This is a genomic window from Castellaniella sp., assembly GCF_034675845.1.
In the GTDB taxonomy this organism is placed as follows: Bacteria; Pseudomonadota; Gammaproteobacteria; order Burkholderiales; family Burkholderiaceae_B; genus Castellaniella.
Window position 1 is genome coordinate 771,796 of sequence record NZ_JAUCCU010000002.1, and the last position, 17,598, is coordinate 789,393.

Sequence of the window (17,598 nt, forward strand, 5' to 3'; positions counted from 1 at the left end):
GGAGACCGCATGCTGCTGGTTTATTTTGGTGCCCAGTCATTGTGGGCACTGGTTCTGCTGGCCCTGATCCTGGCCCTGGCTGTCGTGATCGCCATCCAGGCGCATCGCAGCCGCGCCCTGGGAGGCAATGAAGAGCTTCCCGGCATGGTCGGTGAAGTCACCGAGGCTACCGATGCGCGTGGCCGCGCCCGGGCATTGGTGCGCGGCGAAGTCTGGCAGGTTCGCTGCACCAGCCCTTTATCTCCGGGACAAGCCGTGCGGGTGATACAGGCCCATGATTTATTGCTGATCGTCGAGCCTCTCGCCGACGATGTTGATGTTTTATCAGGGGAATCCTCATGATGTTTCTGAATGCGAGCTCGGGGATCAGCCTGTTGATCCTGCTGTTTCTGATCTTGGTGCTGTTTCGCTTGTTTCGCATCATGCGCGAATACGAGCGCGCTGTGGTCTTTACGCTGGGGCGCTATACCGGCACCAAAGGCCCGGGCCTGATCATCATCATTCCGTTCCTGCAGCAGATGGTGCGCGTGGATATGCGGGTAGTCACATTGGATATCCCGCCTCAAGACGTGATTTCCCGGGATAATGTTTCAGTACAGGTCAATGCCGTGGTGTACTTTCGGGTGGTCGATCCGGCCAAAGCCATCATTCAGGTCGAGCAATTCCTGGAAGCCTCCAGTCAATTGGCACAGACCACTTTGCGGGCCGTATTGGGCAAGCACGAATTGGACGAAATGCTGACCGAGCGCGAAAAATTGAATCTGGACGTGCAGAGCATCCTGGATGCCCAGACCGATGGCTGGGGCATTAAGGTCACCAACGTCGAAATCAAGCACATCGACCTGAATGAAACCATGGTGCGGGCCATGGCCCGCCAGGCCGAAGCCGAGCGCGAGCGCCGGGCCAAGGTCATTCACGCCGAAGGCGAGCGCCAAGCTGCCCAGGCCCTGGCAGACGCTGCCAGTATCCTGGCGCGAGAACCGTCTGCCATGCAGTTGCGCTACTTGGAGACCCTGACCCAGGTGGCCGGGGATAAATCATCCACGCTGGTATTCCCGATTCCGATTGACCTGCTGGCCGGATTCATGGGGAAATCGATTCCGCCTCAGTCAACAACTGACCAATGACCGCGCCAACGCGCAAATCCTCAATCTGACCAAAATGATGCAGTCGCACATGGCCTTGTGCATCCAGAATGACCAGCGTCGGGGTGCCCTGCAGGCGCCAGGCCTGCATAGTCAGGGGAATCGGGTTGCCGCGTGGGTCGGGACGATCGATGCCTACCGGAAAGCGGATGCGGTATTCGTGCATGAAGGCCCGCAGGGCGATCTCGGTCATGGCCGCGTGGTGTTCGAACACGGTATGCAGGCCAACCACTTGTAGTTTCCCTGGTGGAAAGGCCTGGTGGATGGATTTTGCCTGAGGAATGCCGTGCGATACGCAGCCTGGACACAGCATCTGAAACGCATGCACCACGACCACCGAACCCCGCAAATCCGACAGCGACAAAGGCGTGTCCGTATTCAGCCAAGTCTGGATATCCCAATCGGGAATGATGTCGCCTTTAGTCATGGTGGCTCCGTGTCAAAGAATCATGCTTCCCCTTTATCATAGGCCTGCCCCAAAACTCTGTGAAGACCTACAATCTATGGCAGTATTTTTATATCCATGCCTAGGCTATGGTGTAATGATGCTGCTTGCCGTCGGTCGTGATGCTGGCGGTCACGAGGTCGAGCCTTCAGCAGCCCTGCCACAAGCCTATATGTTTTTAATATCGGAGATCCAATCATGAAACTGTTTGCACTGGCTTTGTGCGTTCCTCTTTTCGTTCTGGGACAATCGGCTCATGCCGCCCCTGACTACGCCACTCAGGTCCAGCCTATCCTGGCCAAGAACGCCTGTCTGGCCTGTCACGCCGTCGACAAAAAAGTCATCGGGCCGTCCTACCAAGAGGTCGCTACCAAGCACAAGGACCAGGCCGACGCCGCCGCAATCCTGACCAAGCACATCAAGGAAGGCAGCACCGGCAATTACGGCCCCATCCCCATGCCGCCCAATGTCGGCATCTCGCCTGCAGACACCCAGATCGTCGTCGAATGGCTGGTGGCCGGCGCTGCCCATTAATTTTTGCTGATCGATCAACCCTGCGTGCGGCCTTTGGCTGCCGCAGGGTTTTTTGCTGCGCAGCCGAGGCAGCATTGATTGTTTCGCTTTATTCACTGTTACTCAAAGCGTGATGAACCAACATTATGATGTACTGATTATTGGCAGCGGACTGGCCGGGCTGACCGTTGCCCTGCACTTGGCCGCTGACAAAAAGGTGGCCGTCCTGTCTAAAAAAGCCCTGCTGGACGGTGCCAGCAATTGGGCCCAGGGCGGGATTGCCGCCGTGCTGGACTCGGGCGACAGCCACGATAAGCATGTGCTTGATACTCAGGTGGCCGGCGCGGATCTTTGTGATCCGCTGGCTACGCGTCATATTGTTGAGCAAGGTCCCTCTGCCATCGAGTGGCTGATTGGGCTGGGTGTTCCATTCACCCAGGACCAGGGGGCGGAACTCGGTTTTCACCTGACCCGCGAAGGCGGCCACAGCCAGCGGCGCATCATCCATGCCGCCGATGAAACCGGCCATCTGGTCCAGTTGACGCTGGAGCAGCAGGTGCGCACCCACCGCAACATCACCTTGCTGGAATACCATTCTGGGGTTGAACTCATTACCAGCCGCATCCTGGGGCAGGATCAGGCCCATGCCCCGGCGCGCTGCCTGGGCGCCTACGTATACGACGAACAGGCCGACCGGGTCGATACCATCCTGGCGGGTCAGGTTGTGCTGGCCACGGGCGGCGCGGGCAAGGTCTACCTGCACACCAGCAACCCGGACACCTCGACCGGGGATGGCATCGCCATGGCCTGGCGGGCAGGGTGCCGGGTCGCCAATATGGAGTTCATGCAGTTTCACCCTACCTGCATGTACCACCCTCAGGCAAAATCATTCCTGATTTCCGAAGCGCTGCGCGGCGAGGGCGGGGTATTGCGCCTGCCTGCCACTGCGGGTGTCCAGGCGGGCGAACGCTTCATGCAATGGCATGACGAGCGACTGGAGCTTGCCCCCCGTGATGTGGTTGCGCGCGCGATTGATTTCGAAATCAAAAAACGCGGCCTGACACATGTGGATCTGGATATCAGCCATCGCTCTCCGGCATTCATCCACGAACACTTTCCCACCATTCAGGCACGGTGCCTGGAATTCGGCATCGACATCACCAGCGACCCGATTCCGGTGGTCCCCGCCATGCATTTCACCTGCGGCGGGGTGGTCATCGACCTGAACGGCCGCACCGATATTCCCGGCCTGTATGCCGTGGGCGAAACCGCCTATACCGGCCTGCATGGCGCAAACCGACTGGCCAGTAACTCGCTGCTGGAATGCCTGGTGATCGGACGCAATGCGGCGCACGACATCGATGTCCAGCCGCCGCTGGAGTCCACCACCATTGAAGTGCCCGATTGGGATGACAGCCGGGCACGCGATGGCGCTGAAGCCGTCCTGGTCACCCATGCCTGGGACGAAGTCCGGCGCCTGATGTCAAATTATGTGGGCATTGTGCGGACCCAGAAACGCCTGGGCCGGGCTCACCAACGAATCAGTCTGCTAGAGCAGGAAATCCAGGCTTACTACCAGGAATACCGGGTCACCAGCGATCTATTGGAGTGCCGCAACCTGATCCAGGTAGCCGCCCTGGTCGTGGCGTCAGCACTGTCGCGCAAGGAAAGCCGCGGCCTGCATTATTGCCAGGATTTCCCCTGGACGCTACCGCGTGCGTTGCCGACGGTCATGACCCCCGAGGATGGCTTCCGGTAGACTTACAGAATACGCAGAGAATAATCCGTTGCCTGTATGTCCTTGGTCAGGCTGCCCACCGATATACGATCCACCCCGGTCTGGGCGACGGCGCGCACAGTTTCGTGGGTGATTCCGCCGGAAGCCTCCAGCAGAGCGCGGCCCTGGGTCAAATCCACGGCTGCCCGCAGATCATTCAGGGAAAAATTATCCAGCAACACAGAAGACGCCCCGGCATCCAGGGCCTGGCGCAGTTCGTCCAGGTTTTCGACCTCGATCTGAACCGGAATATGATAGGGCAGGGCCTGGGCGGCCTGCAAGGCAGCAGCAATGCCACCCGCCGCCGCAATGTGGTTTTCTTTGATCAGGACGCCGTCGTACAGAGCCAGGCGCTGGTTTTTTCCGCCACCGACCCGCACGGCATATTTTTGCCCTTGGCGCAGGCCGGGCAGTGTCTTGCGGGTATCCAGCACGCTGGCCTTGGTGCCGGTGATCAGGTCGGCGTAGCGACGGGTGGCCGTGGCCACCCCTGAAAACAGCTGCAGAAAATTCAAGGCCGTGCGTTCAGCGGTCAGCAAGGACCGCGCAGGTCCATGCAAGCGACAGACCACGCTGTCGGCTTCCATCAGGTCGCCCTCGGCATAGGCCCAATCCAGCAGTATCCGGTCATCCACCCGGTGCATGACCGCCTCGAACCAGGGCGCTCCGCACAGCACTGCGGGTTCGCGCACAATGACCTGGGCAGCCTCGACCTGATCGGCAGGGATCAACAGGCCGGTGACGTCGCCGGTACCGATGTCTTCGGCCAGCGCCTGATCGATGCGGGCCTCGAAGGCAGCCCGCAGGGCAGGGGAGAAGGGGGCGTGGGGATTACGCAGGGTGGACTGAGGGGTCTTCATGCAGGGCCGACTTTGGCGAATAGGGCTTGTTCTTGGGCAAGATCTGCACCAGGCTGGATTTTTTGACGATGGGCGGCGGCAAAATCCAGCATGCGATCAATACAGATTTTGGCGCGTTGGCCCAGTGCGGGGTCCAGGTGGACCTCGTTGAGATTGAATTCCAGGGCATCCGCAATGCCTTTCAGGGAATTCATGGCCATCCACGGGCAGTGCGCGCAGCTCTTGCAGGTGGCGGATTCGCCGGCGGTCGGTGCTGCGATGAAAGTCTTGTCTGGAGCGGCCAGGCGCATCTTGTGCAGCAGGCCTTGGTCAGTGGCCACGATAAATGTATCGGCGGAGGATTCCTGGACGGCAGCCAGCAGACGCGAAGTAGACCCCACGACATCGGCCAGCGCGACCACGCCCGCAGGGGATTCCGGGTGCACCAGGATCAAGGCGTCCGGGTGTTCCTGGCGCATGAGATCCAGCTCGATCCCTTTGAATTCATCATGCACCGTACAGGAGCCCTGCCACAGCACCATGTCGGCGCCGGTTTGACGCTGAATATAAGAACCCAGGTGGCGATCCGGCGCCCAGAGGATTTTTTTGCCCTGACGGTGTAGATCGGCCACGATATCCAGCCCAATGGATGAGGTCACCATCCAGTCGGCCTGGGCCTTCACGGCAGCACTGGTGTTGGCATAGACCACCACGGTACGATCCGGGTATTGGGCGCGGAACTGCTTGAATGCCAGCGGATCGCAGCCCAGGTCCAGTGAACAGGTCGCGTCCAGGTCCGGCATCAGGATACGTTTTTCAGGACTGAGGATCTTTGCGGTCTCGCCCATGAAACGCACGCCGGAGACCACCAGGGTATCCGCGCCGTGATCACGACCAAAGCGTGCCATTTCCAGGGAGTCTGACACGCAGCCGCCGGTTTCCTCGGCCAGATCCTGGATATCGGCATCCACATAGTAGTGGGCCACCAGCACGGCATTGCGGGATTTCAGCAGGCTGCGGATGCGGGTTTTTTGAAACTCGCGTTCTTCCGGAGACACAGGAGGATTGACCCGGGCCCAGGCCTCGGCAGTGCCGAGCGCCCCACTGGCCATGTCCGGGCGATCGAATTCGACGATTCGGGTACCTGAAGGCATGATGTGATATGGAAAAAGGACAGGATAGACCTGGGGATCATACGCCAAAGCCAGGCGGGTTGTCCGCTCTGTCACCCGGCCTGGATGCTATTCGATCCGGCACAGACTATAATGCGGCACCCGTCATCGGGGAGTAGCCGCCAGCAGGACTGTTTGTCCGCTGGGCTGATGTCAACACACTTGGTCGCTCGACCATGGCACCAGCAGCCTTTGGGGCATACCCAGGCCTGGCAAGACCGCTGACTGCGTTTCCCGTCGCAAGGGGCCGACGGAAGGCGTGGTCATGTTCGCCCCGAGTATTCAAAAATGGACGCACTTCTGGTCTCCATCGGGGTGGTTGCCCTGGGAGAAATCGGCGACAAAACCCAATTGCTGGCCATCGTGCTGGCTGCTCGTTATCACCGGCCCGGCTTGATCTGCCTGGGCATCCTGATTGCTACCTTGGCCAATCACGCCCTGGCCGGCGCGGTGGGCGTGCTGGTGGCTGGACTCCTGGACCCCGTGCTGCTGAAGTGGGTGTTGGGGGTGTCTTTTGTGCTGATGGGGATCTGGCTGCTGATACCCGACAAAATCGACGAAGACTTTAAGCCCATGCACAAGATGGGCGTGCTGATGGCCACTATTGTGATGTTCTTTCTGGCTGAAATGGGCGACAAGACCCAGATCGCCACGATTGCATTGGCCGCGCGTTTTAACGACATACTGTTGGTAGTCGTCGGCAGCACCATCGGCATGATGCTGGCCAATGTGCCTGCCGTCTATCTGGGCGCCAAGGCAGCTGACCGCCTGCCGGTCAAATGGGTGCATGCAGGGGCAGCGGCGCTGTTTGCCGTGATTGGCGTAGGATCTTTGCTGAGTGCGATGGGCTGGTTTTAAGCTTATTCATAATCACCCAAACCTATATTAATCCAGCAAATTAATTTTGGACTTTTAAAATCTTTATTTCTGTTATGCCATATCCGTATGGCATATTTGAATTCCGGTATATCGATTTTCATATTAATAATAATAAAACTTCATCCTTAAAAAACAGTAAAGCACGCGCTTTACTCATAAACTATGTTTACCCCCTCAATGCATGGGTGCTTTGAATGAGTTCATTCTTCAAGGCTTTCTTGCATGAGGGAAAACAGGTCTTGGCGGCTTTAAAAATCTCTTGATGCTGTACGAGGCGATCCAGAAATGGATTTCCCAGGGGGGCTTCTCAATTAATTTTATAAAAAAATCTGCTGGCCCAGCAGATTCCAAGGGCCGCTCTACGCCCAGGAGACCATATGAAATATCATCACCACAGCTATGTGTCCCACGATCCCAGGATTTTGCCGCCCGCCGGAGAGGGCTTGACACGATCCGCCGCATTGCCTGATCAAGTGGATGTGCTGATCGTCGGGGCAGGGCCGGCGGGCATGATTGCAGCCGCCCAGCTGTCACAGTTTCCTGGGGTCAGCACCCGAATCATTGATCGCCGCCCTCATCGACTGGAAATCGGCCTGGCCGATGGCATGCAGAAACGCAGTCTGGAAACTTTTAATGCCTTTGGGTTTGCCCAATCTTTGATGGCCGAAGCCTGCCACGTGACGGAAACCGCCTTCTGGCGGCCAGATCCCGTGGCACCAGACAATATCCGCCGGGTTTCCCGGTTGGACGAAGATCCCAATCAGATCAGCGAATATCCTCACCTGACCGTCAATCATGCGCGGGTTCTGGATTATTTTGCCGAATTCATGGCCAATGCCCCCACCCGCATGGCTCCGGACTACGGGCTGGAGTTCCTGGGGATGGAAATCATGTCTGACGGGGATTATCCCGTAGCAGTCCGGGTCGCGCCAACGGCGGGCCCTCAAGCTGGGCAAGAACGTACCATCCAGGCCAAATACGTGATTGGGGCCGATGGGGCGCACAGCGGGGTACGCAAAGCGCTGGGCTGGCGCTTGCAGGGCGAATCGTCCAATCACGCCTGGGGAGTGCTGGATGTCTTGGCCGAAACGGATTTTCCGGATATTCGGGTGAAGTGCGCCATCCAGTCTAAAAATGACGGCAATATTCTGTTGATTCCCCGGGAAGGCGGGTTTTTATTCCGCCTGTATGTAGATCTGGGCAATGTCACGGCAGGCGATGATGGGGCTGTGCGCCGCACCCCGGTCGAAGACACCATCGCCCGGGCACAAAAAATACTGCACCCTTATCGTCTGGATATCCGCCATGTGGCCTGGTATAGCGTCTACGAAGTCGGGCACCGGGTCTCTGAGCGCTTTGACGATGTACCCCAGGAGCAATGTGACCATCGGATGCCGCGCGTATTTATTACCGGCGATGCCGCCCACACGCACAGTGCCAAGGCCGGGCAGGGGACCAATGCATCCATGCAGGATGGATTCAACCTGGGCTGGAAGCTGGGTCACGTACTGGAAGGACGCAGCCCGGATACCCTGCTGTCCACCTACAGTACGGAACGCCAACAAATCGGCAATGATTTGATCCAACAGGACAAACGCTGGGCCGCCCAAATGGCGAAGTCCCCGGAGGAATTCTCCAGCCAAGAAGAATTTGAAGATGCCTATTTGCAGATTACCGCGTTTGCCCAGGGTTTCATGACGCAATATGCGCCCTCGATGATCAATGCCACGCCGGACGATGGGTCTTTGGCCGCAGGCTTTCCGGTGGGTAAGCGATTCTGGTCTGCCGAAGTCATGCGGGTGGCTGATGCGAATCGCCGCCATCTGGGCCACGAGGCCACTGCCGATGGCCGTTGGCGCTTTTATGTGTTTGCCGACGCGGCCCTGCCTGGCCAAGACTCGGCCACTACGACGCTGGGGCGCTGGCTGGATGAATCCCCCGATTCGCCGGTGCGCGGCTTTACCCCTGCTGATTTGGACGAAAACGCCTGGTTTGATATCAAGGTCATTTATCAGCAAAACCACACCCAGATCGATATCGGCCAAGTCCCCCAGGCCTTTATTCCCCGGGTGGGCCCATATCGTCTGTCTGATTATGAAAATATCTACGCCGCCTTACCGGACGACGATATTTTTGAGCGGCGCAAAATCAGCCGCCAAGGGGCGGTGGTGATCGTACGACCAGACCAGTACGTGGCGCATGTGCTGCCTCTGAGCGCAATCGATCAGCTGACCCGTTTTTTAAAGACCTTTGCCTTGCCCCAACACTAATAAACTTTCGGAGAAGACCAATGAAGTTGCGACACACCCTTAGTGCCATTGCCCTGACGGCAGGGATGGTTTTGGCGGCCACCACGGCACAGGCCCAAGATCAAGACCTGAAAATCGGCTTGGTGCTGTCCATGTCGGGCCCTTATGCCGACTATGGCAAACAAATCAAAAACGGTATTCAGACCTATATGCAGCAGCACGGCGATACCGTAGCCGGACGCAAAATCCAGTTGATCATCAAGGACGACACCGGTATCGCACCAGCCGTTGCCAAGCGCCAGGCCCAGGAACTGCTGATCAAGGACAAGGTGGACATTCTGGCCGGCTTTGACCTGACTCCCAATGCTTTTTCCGTGGCTCCCCTGGCCACTGAATCCCAAACCCCCATGGTGGTGATGAATGCGGCAACGTCGTCCATCACAGAAAAATCGCCTTATATTGTCCGGGTATCGATGACCCTGCCGCAAAGCTCTTGGGCGATTGCGCAATGGGCCTACAAAGAAGGTATCCGTTCCGCCTATATCATGGTGGCCGATTATGGTCCAGGGCACGATGCCCAGAACCAATTCAAAAAAACCTTTACCGAGTTGGGCGGGCAGATCGTTGGAGAAGTCCGCACTCCGGTCAGCACAGCCGATTATTCGCCCTTTTTGCAGCGCACCAAAGACAGCAAGCCGGATGCCTTGTTCTTTTTTGTGCCACCCGGCAGCTCCATGGTGTCATTGGCCAAAAACTTCCGCGAATTGGGCCTGGATAAGCAGGGCATCCAGGGAATCGGCCCGGGTGACATGACGGACGAAAATTCCCTGGCGGCTTTAGGGGATGCAGCCCTGGGCCTGATCACGGCTTTTCATTATTCCGATGCCCATGCATCACCCGAAAACCAGGCGTTTGTGGCGGCCTACGCCAAGAATTTCCCGGGAGAACGCCCAAACTTCATGTCGGTGGGTGGCTACGATGGAATGCAATTGATTTATAAGGCCCTGCAAGCCACCCAGGGAGATGCCAGCGCCCCCGCCTTTATTGCGGCGGTAAAAGGCTTGCAATGGGAAAGCCCACGGGGGCCGGTCAGCATTGACCCTGACACGCGTGATATCGTACAGAATGAATACATTCGTAAACTAGAGCGCGTGGATGGAACCCTGCAAAATATCGAATTCGACACCTTCGAGGCAGTCAAGGATCCCGGCAAATAAGGTACTGCACCAAGGCTGCGGCGGTATCGTAGGTGTCTGTCATGGGGACTAACTGGACCGACCGCATCCGTTTGCGAAATTTGCGGTTTTTACTGAATTTGGCGCAAACGCATAACTTAAGCCATTCGGCAGCACAGTTGCACACAACGCAGCCAGCGCTGTCGAAATGGCTAAAAGAACTAGAACAAGACATCGGCCTGACCCTGTTTGCCCGACACGCTCGTGGCCTGATCCCCACCGAACACGGGCGGGTACTGATCAGCCATGCGCGCCGCATCGAGGCACAACTGGATCGCGCCGCCACCGATATGCAGATTCTCAGCGAGGGTGGGGCGGGGCACGTGGTTCTGGGGGCGTCCGGGGTTGCCGCTACCGAAGCCGGTCCGTTGGCGGTACTCGAAATGGCGGCACGCATGCCGGGCCTGCGCATCGATCTGATCGAAGGCACGATGGATTTGTTGCTGGAAAAACTGGCCCAGGGGGATGTGGACATCGTCCTGGGGCGCACCGTGTCCACCATCGAAGATCAGCCCGCGTTCCACAGTGAAGTCCTGTACACCGAATCTGTGGATCTGGTCACGCGCTGCGGCCATCCATTGTTGCTGCGTGATGACATCCACTGGGATGACATCCGACAGTATCAGTGGATTGTTTGGCCCCAGGGGTCGCCCATCCGCAAAGCCCTGGAAGACGCCCTGCAGGCGGCAGCCTGCCCGCTGCCTACCAACTATATCGAATCCAATTCTGTCATTGCCAATATCACCTTGCTGAACAATAGCGATGTCATCGGCACGGCATCGCACCGATCCGCGCTTATTTTGTCGAAGATGGATTTGCTGCGTATCTTGCCCTTGACGCTGCAAGGTACAGGGTCTGTCTCGATCTATTGGCGCAAAAACGAAATATTACCGGACTCGGTAGAGCGAACGCTGGACTGCATTAGGACAGCAGCCAATAAACCGAAATCGTAGTCCGGGCCAAGCTGCCGACAGGAATGATCTTAGCTGCAACAGTCACTCTGTTCATGACTTTACATAATACACATTATGCGAATAAAAGAATGCTCTAAAGCAACCCCGTTCAGGTCGGCAGTGCTCGGAACTAAAGTCGGTCGAGTTTCGCTAACTAAAGTTAGCAAATTGATGCGTGGCATCCTCTTGCCAACTTTAGTTCCAAGGTGGAATTGTCAAAAAATGCTCTGAACCAAATTCCCCACATGGGTGTTTTGCATGTTGGTGGGAAGTTTAGTTCCATTCCTCTCCGTGCCAGGCGCAACTCGTGAGACGATTGTGACCGCTCTATTGCACGGCATCGACAAGGATACTGCCGCCACCGTCTAGAAGATCAAATCTATATCTTTTGGAAGCATCATCTAGATAGGCTCCAGCTAGCCATATCTGTCGAAATATCGCTGCTCAGGGTCGGCGAGGCTTTCGTGCGGTTGCTTTGGTTGTTTGTGCGTTTTTTCTTTGGAGCTCTTGCAATTCTTCGAATTGACGGCGCCAACCTTCGGCCTGGCTACGAAACAGCACTGTTTGAGCGCTGGATTCGCTTAATTGGGTTTGCATTTGCTTGGCCTCGGTATCCGCGCGCTCCAGGCTTGCTGTCACTGTTTGCAGAGCGCCTTCCAGTTGGCCATTTTTTTGGCGACTATCGCCGAGCGCCTGCTGCAGTAAATTAAGCTCTTGTCTGTGCTGATCAACCGTGCGTAAAGCTCCAGCGGCATGGGCATCAAGCTCTTTCTGAAGCTTTGCCAAGGTGGTACGCTCACGATCCATATCCAGAAGCATGCGTTTTTCAGAGGCACGTGAGCGTTCTTCGGCTAACTGCATCGAGGTGCGCTGTTTGTCGAGCTCAAGAGCAAAATCACGGCGAGCATCTTCAAGCTGGCGCTGTAATACCGTGTTTTCATGCTTCGCTTCATCAAGCCTTGCGAGCAATGAATTCCGCGTTTCTTCCGCGACTGCTAGATTTTCACACTGAGTACCTATTTCTTGTCTCGCCCGCTCAAGCTCACTCTTAACGCCTTGCGCCGCCGATCGTGCAGCGTCTCGTTCAGCTTCCGCTGAGGCAAGATCGGCCTTTGCCTGGAGTACCTCTTCCTGGACTTCGGCACGGTACGCTGCCAGTGACTCTTGAGCAGCCGTTTGGGCGCTTGTCCATAGCGTGGCAATAAGTTCACCCGCGACGCTCTTCAAGGCTTCCGGCAAATCAGGATGCTCAATGCGTATGCGGCTTTTTTCGCGCAGATCCCCCCAGAACCTGGTCAGCGCCTCAGCCGGTGCGCTCATGCTGCCCTTGCGCACTAATTGATAGAGCTTATTGGCTGTCGGTGTGACGCCATATCGAAAGAACAGCAATGCACAGACCTCACGATAAAGCTCTTGAGTCTGGGTGAAGCGCTCGCGTAACGCCTCGACATCTCGCGAAAGCGCCGCATCCGTGGCGATATCCGTGGCCATGGCAACAATCCATAAAATAATTCAAGAAATAATACTACGTAATACGTTAAATACATGACTTATTTTCTTGATAATTTGACATTATTGGTATAATGTCAAGTTATACAGAGAGTACGATCTTCTGCTTACGTCGAGCTGGACATGGCCTCAAATAATGAATTTTCAGCAGCGCTTACTCCGCCCTCGCCCTTCGAGGCTGTGCGTGTTTCTCCAGAACTGGACGGACGCGCTGGTACGAACCGCGCCATGGGTAATCGGCCCCAGATCGCTGCTACCACCGATGTCGATGCCATTACGGCCTGGTTGGCGCGCTTTATGGACTCTCCCAACACTTTCAATAATTACCGTAAGGAAGCTGAGCGCCTCCTGCTGTGGTCGACTGGCGCAATGCAAAAGCCGGTGTCATCGCTCACGCACGAAGACTTGCTGGCTTATCAGCACTTCTTGAGTGATCCCCAGCCCGCGGCCCAATGGGTCATGCGCTCCGGGCGTAAGGTGGGCCGCACGCATGCCGATTGGCGCCCCTTCGCCGGCCCCTTGGCGCCCACGAGTCGTCGTCAGGCCATCATCATTCTGAACGGGATGTTTTCCTGGCTGGTGACGGCTGGCTACTTGGCAGGCAATCCGTTATCGCTCTCGCGCCAGCGCGCTCGTAAGGCCAAGCCGCGCGTCACGCGCTACCTGGATGACGAGGCCTGGAGCGAAGTAAAACTCGCCATTGATGCCCTGCCACGTGATTCCGACCGTGAGCGTGAGCACTATTTTCGGCTGCGTTGGCTATTTTCCCTGCTCTACCTATGCGGGCTGCGTATTTCGGAAGTCACTCAAAATACCATGGGTGGCTTCTTTTGCCGACGCGATAAGGATGGCGAGGAGCGCTGGTGGCTGGAGGTGACTGGTAAAGGCGAGAAAACCCGGATCATTCCCGCTACCCACGAGCTCATGATCGAGTTGGCGCGCTATCGGCGTGAAAAGGGCTTGGCGCCCTTCCCTATTCCCGGTGAATTTACGCCGCTTTTGCTACCGATCGGTCGCCAGACGCGCGCACTCACCCGCGCAGCAGTCCATCGTATTGTTAAGCATATTTTTAAAGAAGCCGCTACCCGGGTCCGAGCACGAGGCATTGACTTTGAGTCGAAAGCGCAAAGGGTTGAACAAGCCTCGGCTCACTGGCTACGGCACACCGCAGGCTCCCACATGGCCAATAACCAGGTGGATCTGCGTCATGTCCGGGATAACCTCGGGCACGAGTCCATCAGCACAACCAATACCTACCTGCATTCCTCGGATGACGCGCGACACCGCGAGACCGAAGAACATCACAAAATTCAGTGGTAGCTTAGTGGTGTTATCGCGGTTCAGTCGCAGCGTTATCTGCAGCATGCATTAGCGTGGGCAGAGTCATCTCGAACGTGATTACACTGCCCGAGGAGGACGCTGTGATCGATCCGTCATGTGCCTCAATGATCGATTTAACAATCGCCAACCCAAGCCCCGCACCCTGGCCGCTGCGCCGCCTTGAGGCATCTGGCCGATAGAATCGGTCAAAAAGATGAGGTAGATGTTCAGGTGATATCGCAGATCCCGGGTTCTCCACTCGGAGTACCCCTTTGTCGCCAGCCGAACTCACTGAGACCCTGACCGCACCGCCTTTGGGGGTGTGACGAATCGCGTTAGACAATAGATTGCTCAAGGCACGGCGAATCATCAGACGATCACCTTGTACGCACACACCCGATCCATCTAAAACGAGCGCCACCGCGCACTCCTCTGCCCACGCCTCAAAGTAATCAAACAAGCTATGCACTTCCGCAGCAAGGTCGACAGTCACCAGTTCGGGCTTCAGCAGCTTATTGTCCGCCTGCGCCAAGAACAGCATGTCGCTCACCATTTTCGCCATGCGCTCGTATTCTTCCAAACTGGAGTACAGGACTTCGCGATACTGCTCGACGCTACGCACCTGGGACAGGGCTACCTCTGTTTGAGTCTTCAAACTGGTAATCGGAGTACGCAGCTCATGGGCGATATCGGCTGAAAAATTGGAGAGCCTGCGAAAAACACCCTCGATGCGATCCAGCATGTCATTGAACGATGCCGCCAACTCCGTCAGCTCAACCGGCACAGCCTCCGGTTCGAGCCGAATATGCAATTGATCGGACTTGATACGCCTCATCTCACGACTGATACGCCGAATTGGCGCGTGACCTCGATACACCGCGAACCAAATGGCCAAGATGGCAAAAAGACAGGCGGCGAGCGTTATCAACCGCAGGTAATCACGAAAGCTCTCAAGGTAGTGCAAATGGAAATCGATATCTGTCGCAACGACAACGGTCAAGGGCGCATTGTCAGGAGCTCCATGCGGCACAATCTGTATGACAGCACCTCGATACGTCTGGCCCTTATCTCGCCAGATCTTGACGGAGCTGATATCAATCTCTTCAGTCGACGGTGGCAGGCGGGCGAATCCTTCGAGATCGGAATCAGGCGTCGCATAGATCAGTGCGCCGCTCTCGTCCGATACACGAAACTCAGCATCATGATGTCCCGAGACCGCAGCGGCCAACCGACGCCGAAGTGCCGCAGGATCCTCGTCTAGCGGGCGGGACGACAACGATTGCTGTAGGGCCTGAACCACGGCATTGAGCTCGTCGACGTCTTGTTGGACAAAGTGATCATTGATAGACCGTTCAACCGTCCACCCAAATGTGAGCAAAACCACCGTGATGACTGCCCCAATAGAGACAGTCAGGCGCAGCGCCAGAGAGGCTGGACGGTGCGCCACGGCTTAGTTGACGTCGCTACTGACGTCGAGCATATAGCCCATACCCCGCACGGTATGGATGAGCTTGGGCTCAAAGGCCTCGTCGATCTTGGCTCGCAAGCGGCGAATGGCGACATCAATCACATTGGTATCGCTATCAAAATTCATATCCCATACCTGAGACGCAATGAGTGAGCGCGGCAAAACCTCGCCCTGGCGCCGAACCAAAAGCTCCAAAAGGGCGAACTCCTTGTTGGTCAGATTGATACGCATCTCCTTGCGCCTCGCCTGTCGGCGCGGGATATCCAGCACGAGATCCGCTACCTGCAGCTGATCATTAAAAACTGGCACAGCGCCCCGGCGCAGTAACGTACGCACTCGTGCAAGTAGTTCCGAAAACGCAAAGGGCTTGATTAGATAGTCGTCAGCACCCAGCTCCAGGCCTTTGACACGATCCTCCACACTATCGCGTGCCGTCAGAAAAAGCACAGGCGTAGACAGCTTCGCCTCACGCAAGGTTTGAAGGATACGCCAGCCATCAACGTCTGGGAGCATGACATCGAGAATGATCAAGTCATAGGACTCCGTGAGTGCGAGATGGCGCCCATCCAGGCCTGTGCGTGCCAAGTCGACCACGAAACCGGACTCCATCAGGCCTTGGCGCACGTATTCACCGGTTTTTATTTCATCTTCAACAACGAGCAATTTCATGTGATCGCTCCTGCGACGCTCTTCTGTATTACACCCAACTCGCGGACAGCGCTCTGCCTAAGAATTGCCTAAACCCAGGTAAGACTCTACTCACGCCCACCTGACAGGACGATGACGGGCAGATTACAAAACTGTAATGTGCATTTTCAATAGAAAGCGCCTATCCTAAAAGCAGAAACACATGAAGTCATGTGCAAGAGGCAAAAAATGAGTATACGAACTTTATCGTTGGCTATCTCAGCAGCCAGCCTTTTAGCCACTGCAAGCTTCACAACGCTAGCGGCTGACCCCTCCCAGCAGGATCAAGGCATCACGCAAGCCTTCCAACAAGCTATCGCCAACGCCCCAGGCAAATCACTTACCGGAGTCGTTGTCGACTACGCGCCAGGCGTCAAATCTCCACCACACAGCCACGGCGCTGCATTCGTTGTCGCCTACGTACTGTCAGGCGCGATTCGCAGCAAAGTCAATGATGGCAAGGAGATCGTCTTTCACGCAGGCGAAAGCTGGTCTGAGAACCCAGGTGATCATCATGCTATCAGCGAAAACGCGAGCGATACCGAGCCAGCAAAGCTACTCGCCATTTTCGTTGCGGACACCAATGATCACAACCTCGTCATCTGGGACACTCCCAAGGCTCAATAACGAATTTTGGAACCTGCATGCTATTTATTCGAGCACTAACATTGTTGGTCGCATTGGTCTCAGGATCGGTTTTATTGGGATCCCCTAGCCTAGGCGCCGAGAGGACTATTGCCACTGCCCCACAAGCGAGCGGTGTGACGCTCAATGTTAAAAATCCAAACGAGCTCGTTTTCAGTGCGACCCCTGGGCCCAATGTCGACCACCTGCACGTTTACATGGATGGTGAGTTGATGGGGCAAACACGCCAGCTCAAGGGTGGCTTCACGCTTGATGGCATGGATCTATCACCAGGAAAGCATACAGTCTGCATCAAGGTGGCAAATAGAGCCCATGTCGCTACTGGCGCCGAGGACTGCGTCGATCTTAACGTCGGATAGGCGCTTTGAACTGGCAAAACCTCGTTTACGCGCTGACACAGGTTGCCCACAACTTCGGTGCGGTGGCCGTGGTTGCTGGGCCGCTCTATTTCCTGATCAACCGCCAGACCAAACATGAGCGCCGCATCTTGTGGTTGACCCTGGTTGGGTGGGTCGCGCAAATTGCCAGTGGCACTTTGTTTGGCCTGGTAAGCCTCTACTTCTACAGCCAGCTACCCGACATTCATGGTATCGCCATCGTGGCGCTAGCGATCAAAATAGCGTGCGCGATTATGGCGCTCGTACTCATCGCCTTATTGCTGCATGCGCATGGCTCGTACGCAGACCGACGCGCTCTCATCACATGGCAAGTACTCACCATGCTGGCTATTGTCGCACTGACCGCAGCCGCCTTTCTGCGATG

At 56.5% G+C, this 17,598-nt stretch carries 17 protein-coding genes and 1 riboswitch; of the genes, 11 read left to right on the forward strand and 6 right to left on the reverse strand.

Going from position 1 to position 17,598, the window contains the following annotated elements; all coding sequences use genetic code 11:
- Positions 1 to 9: 9 nt before the first annotated feature.
- Positions 10 to 342, forward strand: coding sequence for an NfeD family protein (locus VDP81_RS15220; RefSeq protein ID WP_322995034.1), 333 nt, complete (start codon positions 10 to 12; stop codon positions 340 to 342).
- Positions 342 to 1,127 (forward strand): slipin family protein, encoded by a 786-nt coding sequence (locus VDP81_RS15225; RefSeq protein ID WP_322995377.1) that lies wholly within the window; start codon positions 342 to 344, stop codon positions 1,125 to 1,127. The genes VDP81_RS15220 and VDP81_RS15225 overlap by 1 nt, the downstream gene beginning before the upstream one ends.
- Here the strand turns inward: VDP81_RS15225 and VDP81_RS15230 are convergent.
- Positions 1,084 to 1,572 (reverse strand): redoxin domain-containing protein, encoded by a 489-nt coding sequence (locus VDP81_RS15230; RefSeq protein WP_322995033.1) that lies wholly within the window; start codon positions 1,570 to 1,572, stop codon positions 1,084 to 1,086. The two genes, VDP81_RS15225 and VDP81_RS15230, sit on opposite strands and share 44 nt — an antisense overlap.
- 216 nt (positions 1,573 to 1,788) lie before the next feature.
- Between VDP81_RS15230 and VDP81_RS15235 the strand changes: the two genes are divergently transcribed.
- The gene (locus VDP81_RS15235; protein WP_322995032.1) at positions 1,789 to 2,124 is read left to right on the forward strand and encodes a c-type cytochrome; all 336 of its coding nucleotides are present in this window, start codon (positions 1,789 to 1,791) and stop codon (positions 2,122 to 2,124) included.
- 112 nt (positions 2,125 to 2,236) lie between these two features.
- Entirely contained in the window at positions 2,237 to 3,862 is a 1,626-nt protein-coding gene (nadB, locus tag VDP81_RS15240; protein WP_322995031.1) for an L-aspartate oxidase, read from the forward strand.
- Positions 3,863 to 3,864: 2 nt separating this feature from the next.
- On the opposite strand, the gene nadC is transcribed toward nadB, so the two are convergent.
- Both nadC and nadA read right to left on the reverse strand, forming a co-directional pair.
- The gene (nadC, locus tag VDP81_RS15245; protein WP_322995030.1) at positions 3,865 to 4,740 is read right to left on the reverse strand and encodes a carboxylating nicotinate-nucleotide diphosphorylase; all 876 of its coding nucleotides are present in this window, start codon (positions 4,738 to 4,740) and stop codon (positions 3,865 to 3,867) included.
- Positions 4,737 to 5,873, reverse strand: a complete 1,137-nt coding sequence (gene nadA, locus VDP81_RS15250) for a quinolinate synthase NadA (RefSeq protein WP_323012754.1) — start codon at positions 5,871 to 5,873, stop codon at positions 4,737 to 4,739. Before nadA ends, nadC begins: the two co-directional genes overlap by 4 nt.
- A gap of 116 nt (positions 5,874 to 5,989) precedes the next feature.
- A riboswitch (yybP-ykoY riboswitch) is annotated at positions 5,990 to 6,170 on the forward strand.
- A gap of 9 nt (positions 6,171 to 6,179) precedes the next feature.
- On the opposite strand from nadA, the gene VDP81_RS15255 reads away from it, so the two are divergent.
- From VDP81_RS15255 to VDP81_RS15270, 4 genes are all read left to right on the forward strand, one after another.
- Positions 6,180 to 6,749, forward strand: coding sequence for a TMEM165/GDT1 family protein (locus tag VDP81_RS15255; RefSeq protein WP_322995028.1), 570 nt, complete (start codon positions 6,180 to 6,182; stop codon positions 6,747 to 6,749).
- A 398-nt stretch (positions 6,750 to 7,147) separates the two neighbouring features.
- A complete protein-coding gene (locus VDP81_RS15260) occupies positions 7,148 to 9,040 on the forward strand; it encodes an FAD-dependent monooxygenase (protein ID WP_322995027.1) in 1,893 nt (630 codons plus the stop codon).
- A 20-nt stretch (positions 9,041 to 9,060) separates the two neighbouring features.
- Positions 9,061 to 10,236, forward strand: a complete 1,176-nt coding sequence (locus VDP81_RS15265) for an ABC transporter substrate-binding protein (protein ID WP_322995026.1) — start codon at positions 9,061 to 9,063, stop codon at positions 10,234 to 10,236.
- A gap of 41 nt (positions 10,237 to 10,277) precedes the next feature.
- The gene (locus tag VDP81_RS15270; protein WP_322995025.1) at positions 10,278 to 11,207 is read left to right on the forward strand and encodes a LysR substrate-binding domain-containing protein; all 930 of its coding nucleotides are present in this window, start codon (positions 10,278 to 10,280) and stop codon (positions 11,205 to 11,207) included.
- Positions 11,208 to 11,651: 444 nt separating this feature from the next.
- Here the strand turns inward: VDP81_RS15270 and VDP81_RS15275 are convergent, their stop codons facing one another.
- The gene (locus VDP81_RS15275) at positions 11,652 to 12,698 is read right to left on the reverse strand and encodes a DNA-binding protein (protein WP_322995024.1); all 1,047 of its coding nucleotides are present in this window, start codon (positions 12,696 to 12,698) and stop codon (positions 11,652 to 11,654) included.
- 141 nt (positions 12,699 to 12,839) lie between these two features.
- Between VDP81_RS15275 and VDP81_RS15280 the strand changes: the two genes are divergently transcribed.
- Positions 12,840 to 14,036, forward strand: a complete 1,197-nt coding sequence (locus VDP81_RS15280; RefSeq protein WP_322995023.1) for a tyrosine-type recombinase/integrase — start codon at positions 12,840 to 12,842, stop codon at positions 14,034 to 14,036.
- Between the two features lie 10 nt (positions 14,037 to 14,046).
- On the opposite strand, the gene VDP81_RS15285 is transcribed toward VDP81_RS15280, so the two are convergent.
- Positions 14,047 to 15,483: a heavy metal sensor histidine kinase gene (locus VDP81_RS15285; protein WP_323012755.1), complete on the reverse strand. Its 1,437-nt coding sequence runs from the start codon at positions 15,481 to 15,483 to the stop codon at positions 14,047 to 14,049.
- Between the two features lie 3 nt (positions 15,484 to 15,486).
- Positions 15,487 to 16,173: a heavy metal response regulator transcription factor gene (locus tag VDP81_RS15290; protein ID WP_322995021.1), complete on the reverse strand. Its 687-nt coding sequence runs from the start codon at positions 16,171 to 16,173 to the stop codon at positions 15,487 to 15,489.
- 207 nt (positions 16,174 to 16,380) lie between these two features.
- Here VDP81_RS15290 and VDP81_RS15295 point away from each other — a divergent pair, with 207 nt between their 5' ends.
- Together VDP81_RS15295 and VDP81_RS15300 are read left to right on the forward strand one after the other, a co-directional pair.
- Complete coding sequence (locus tag VDP81_RS15295; protein ID WP_322995020.1) at positions 16,381 to 16,818, forward strand: cupin domain-containing protein; 438 nt, start codon at positions 16,381 to 16,383, stop codon at positions 16,816 to 16,818.
- Between the two features lie 382 nt (positions 16,819 to 17,200).
- A partial coding sequence (locus VDP81_RS15300; RefSeq protein ID WP_323012756.1) for a hypothetical protein occupies positions 17,201 to 17,598 on the forward strand: 398 nt, incomplete at its 3' end.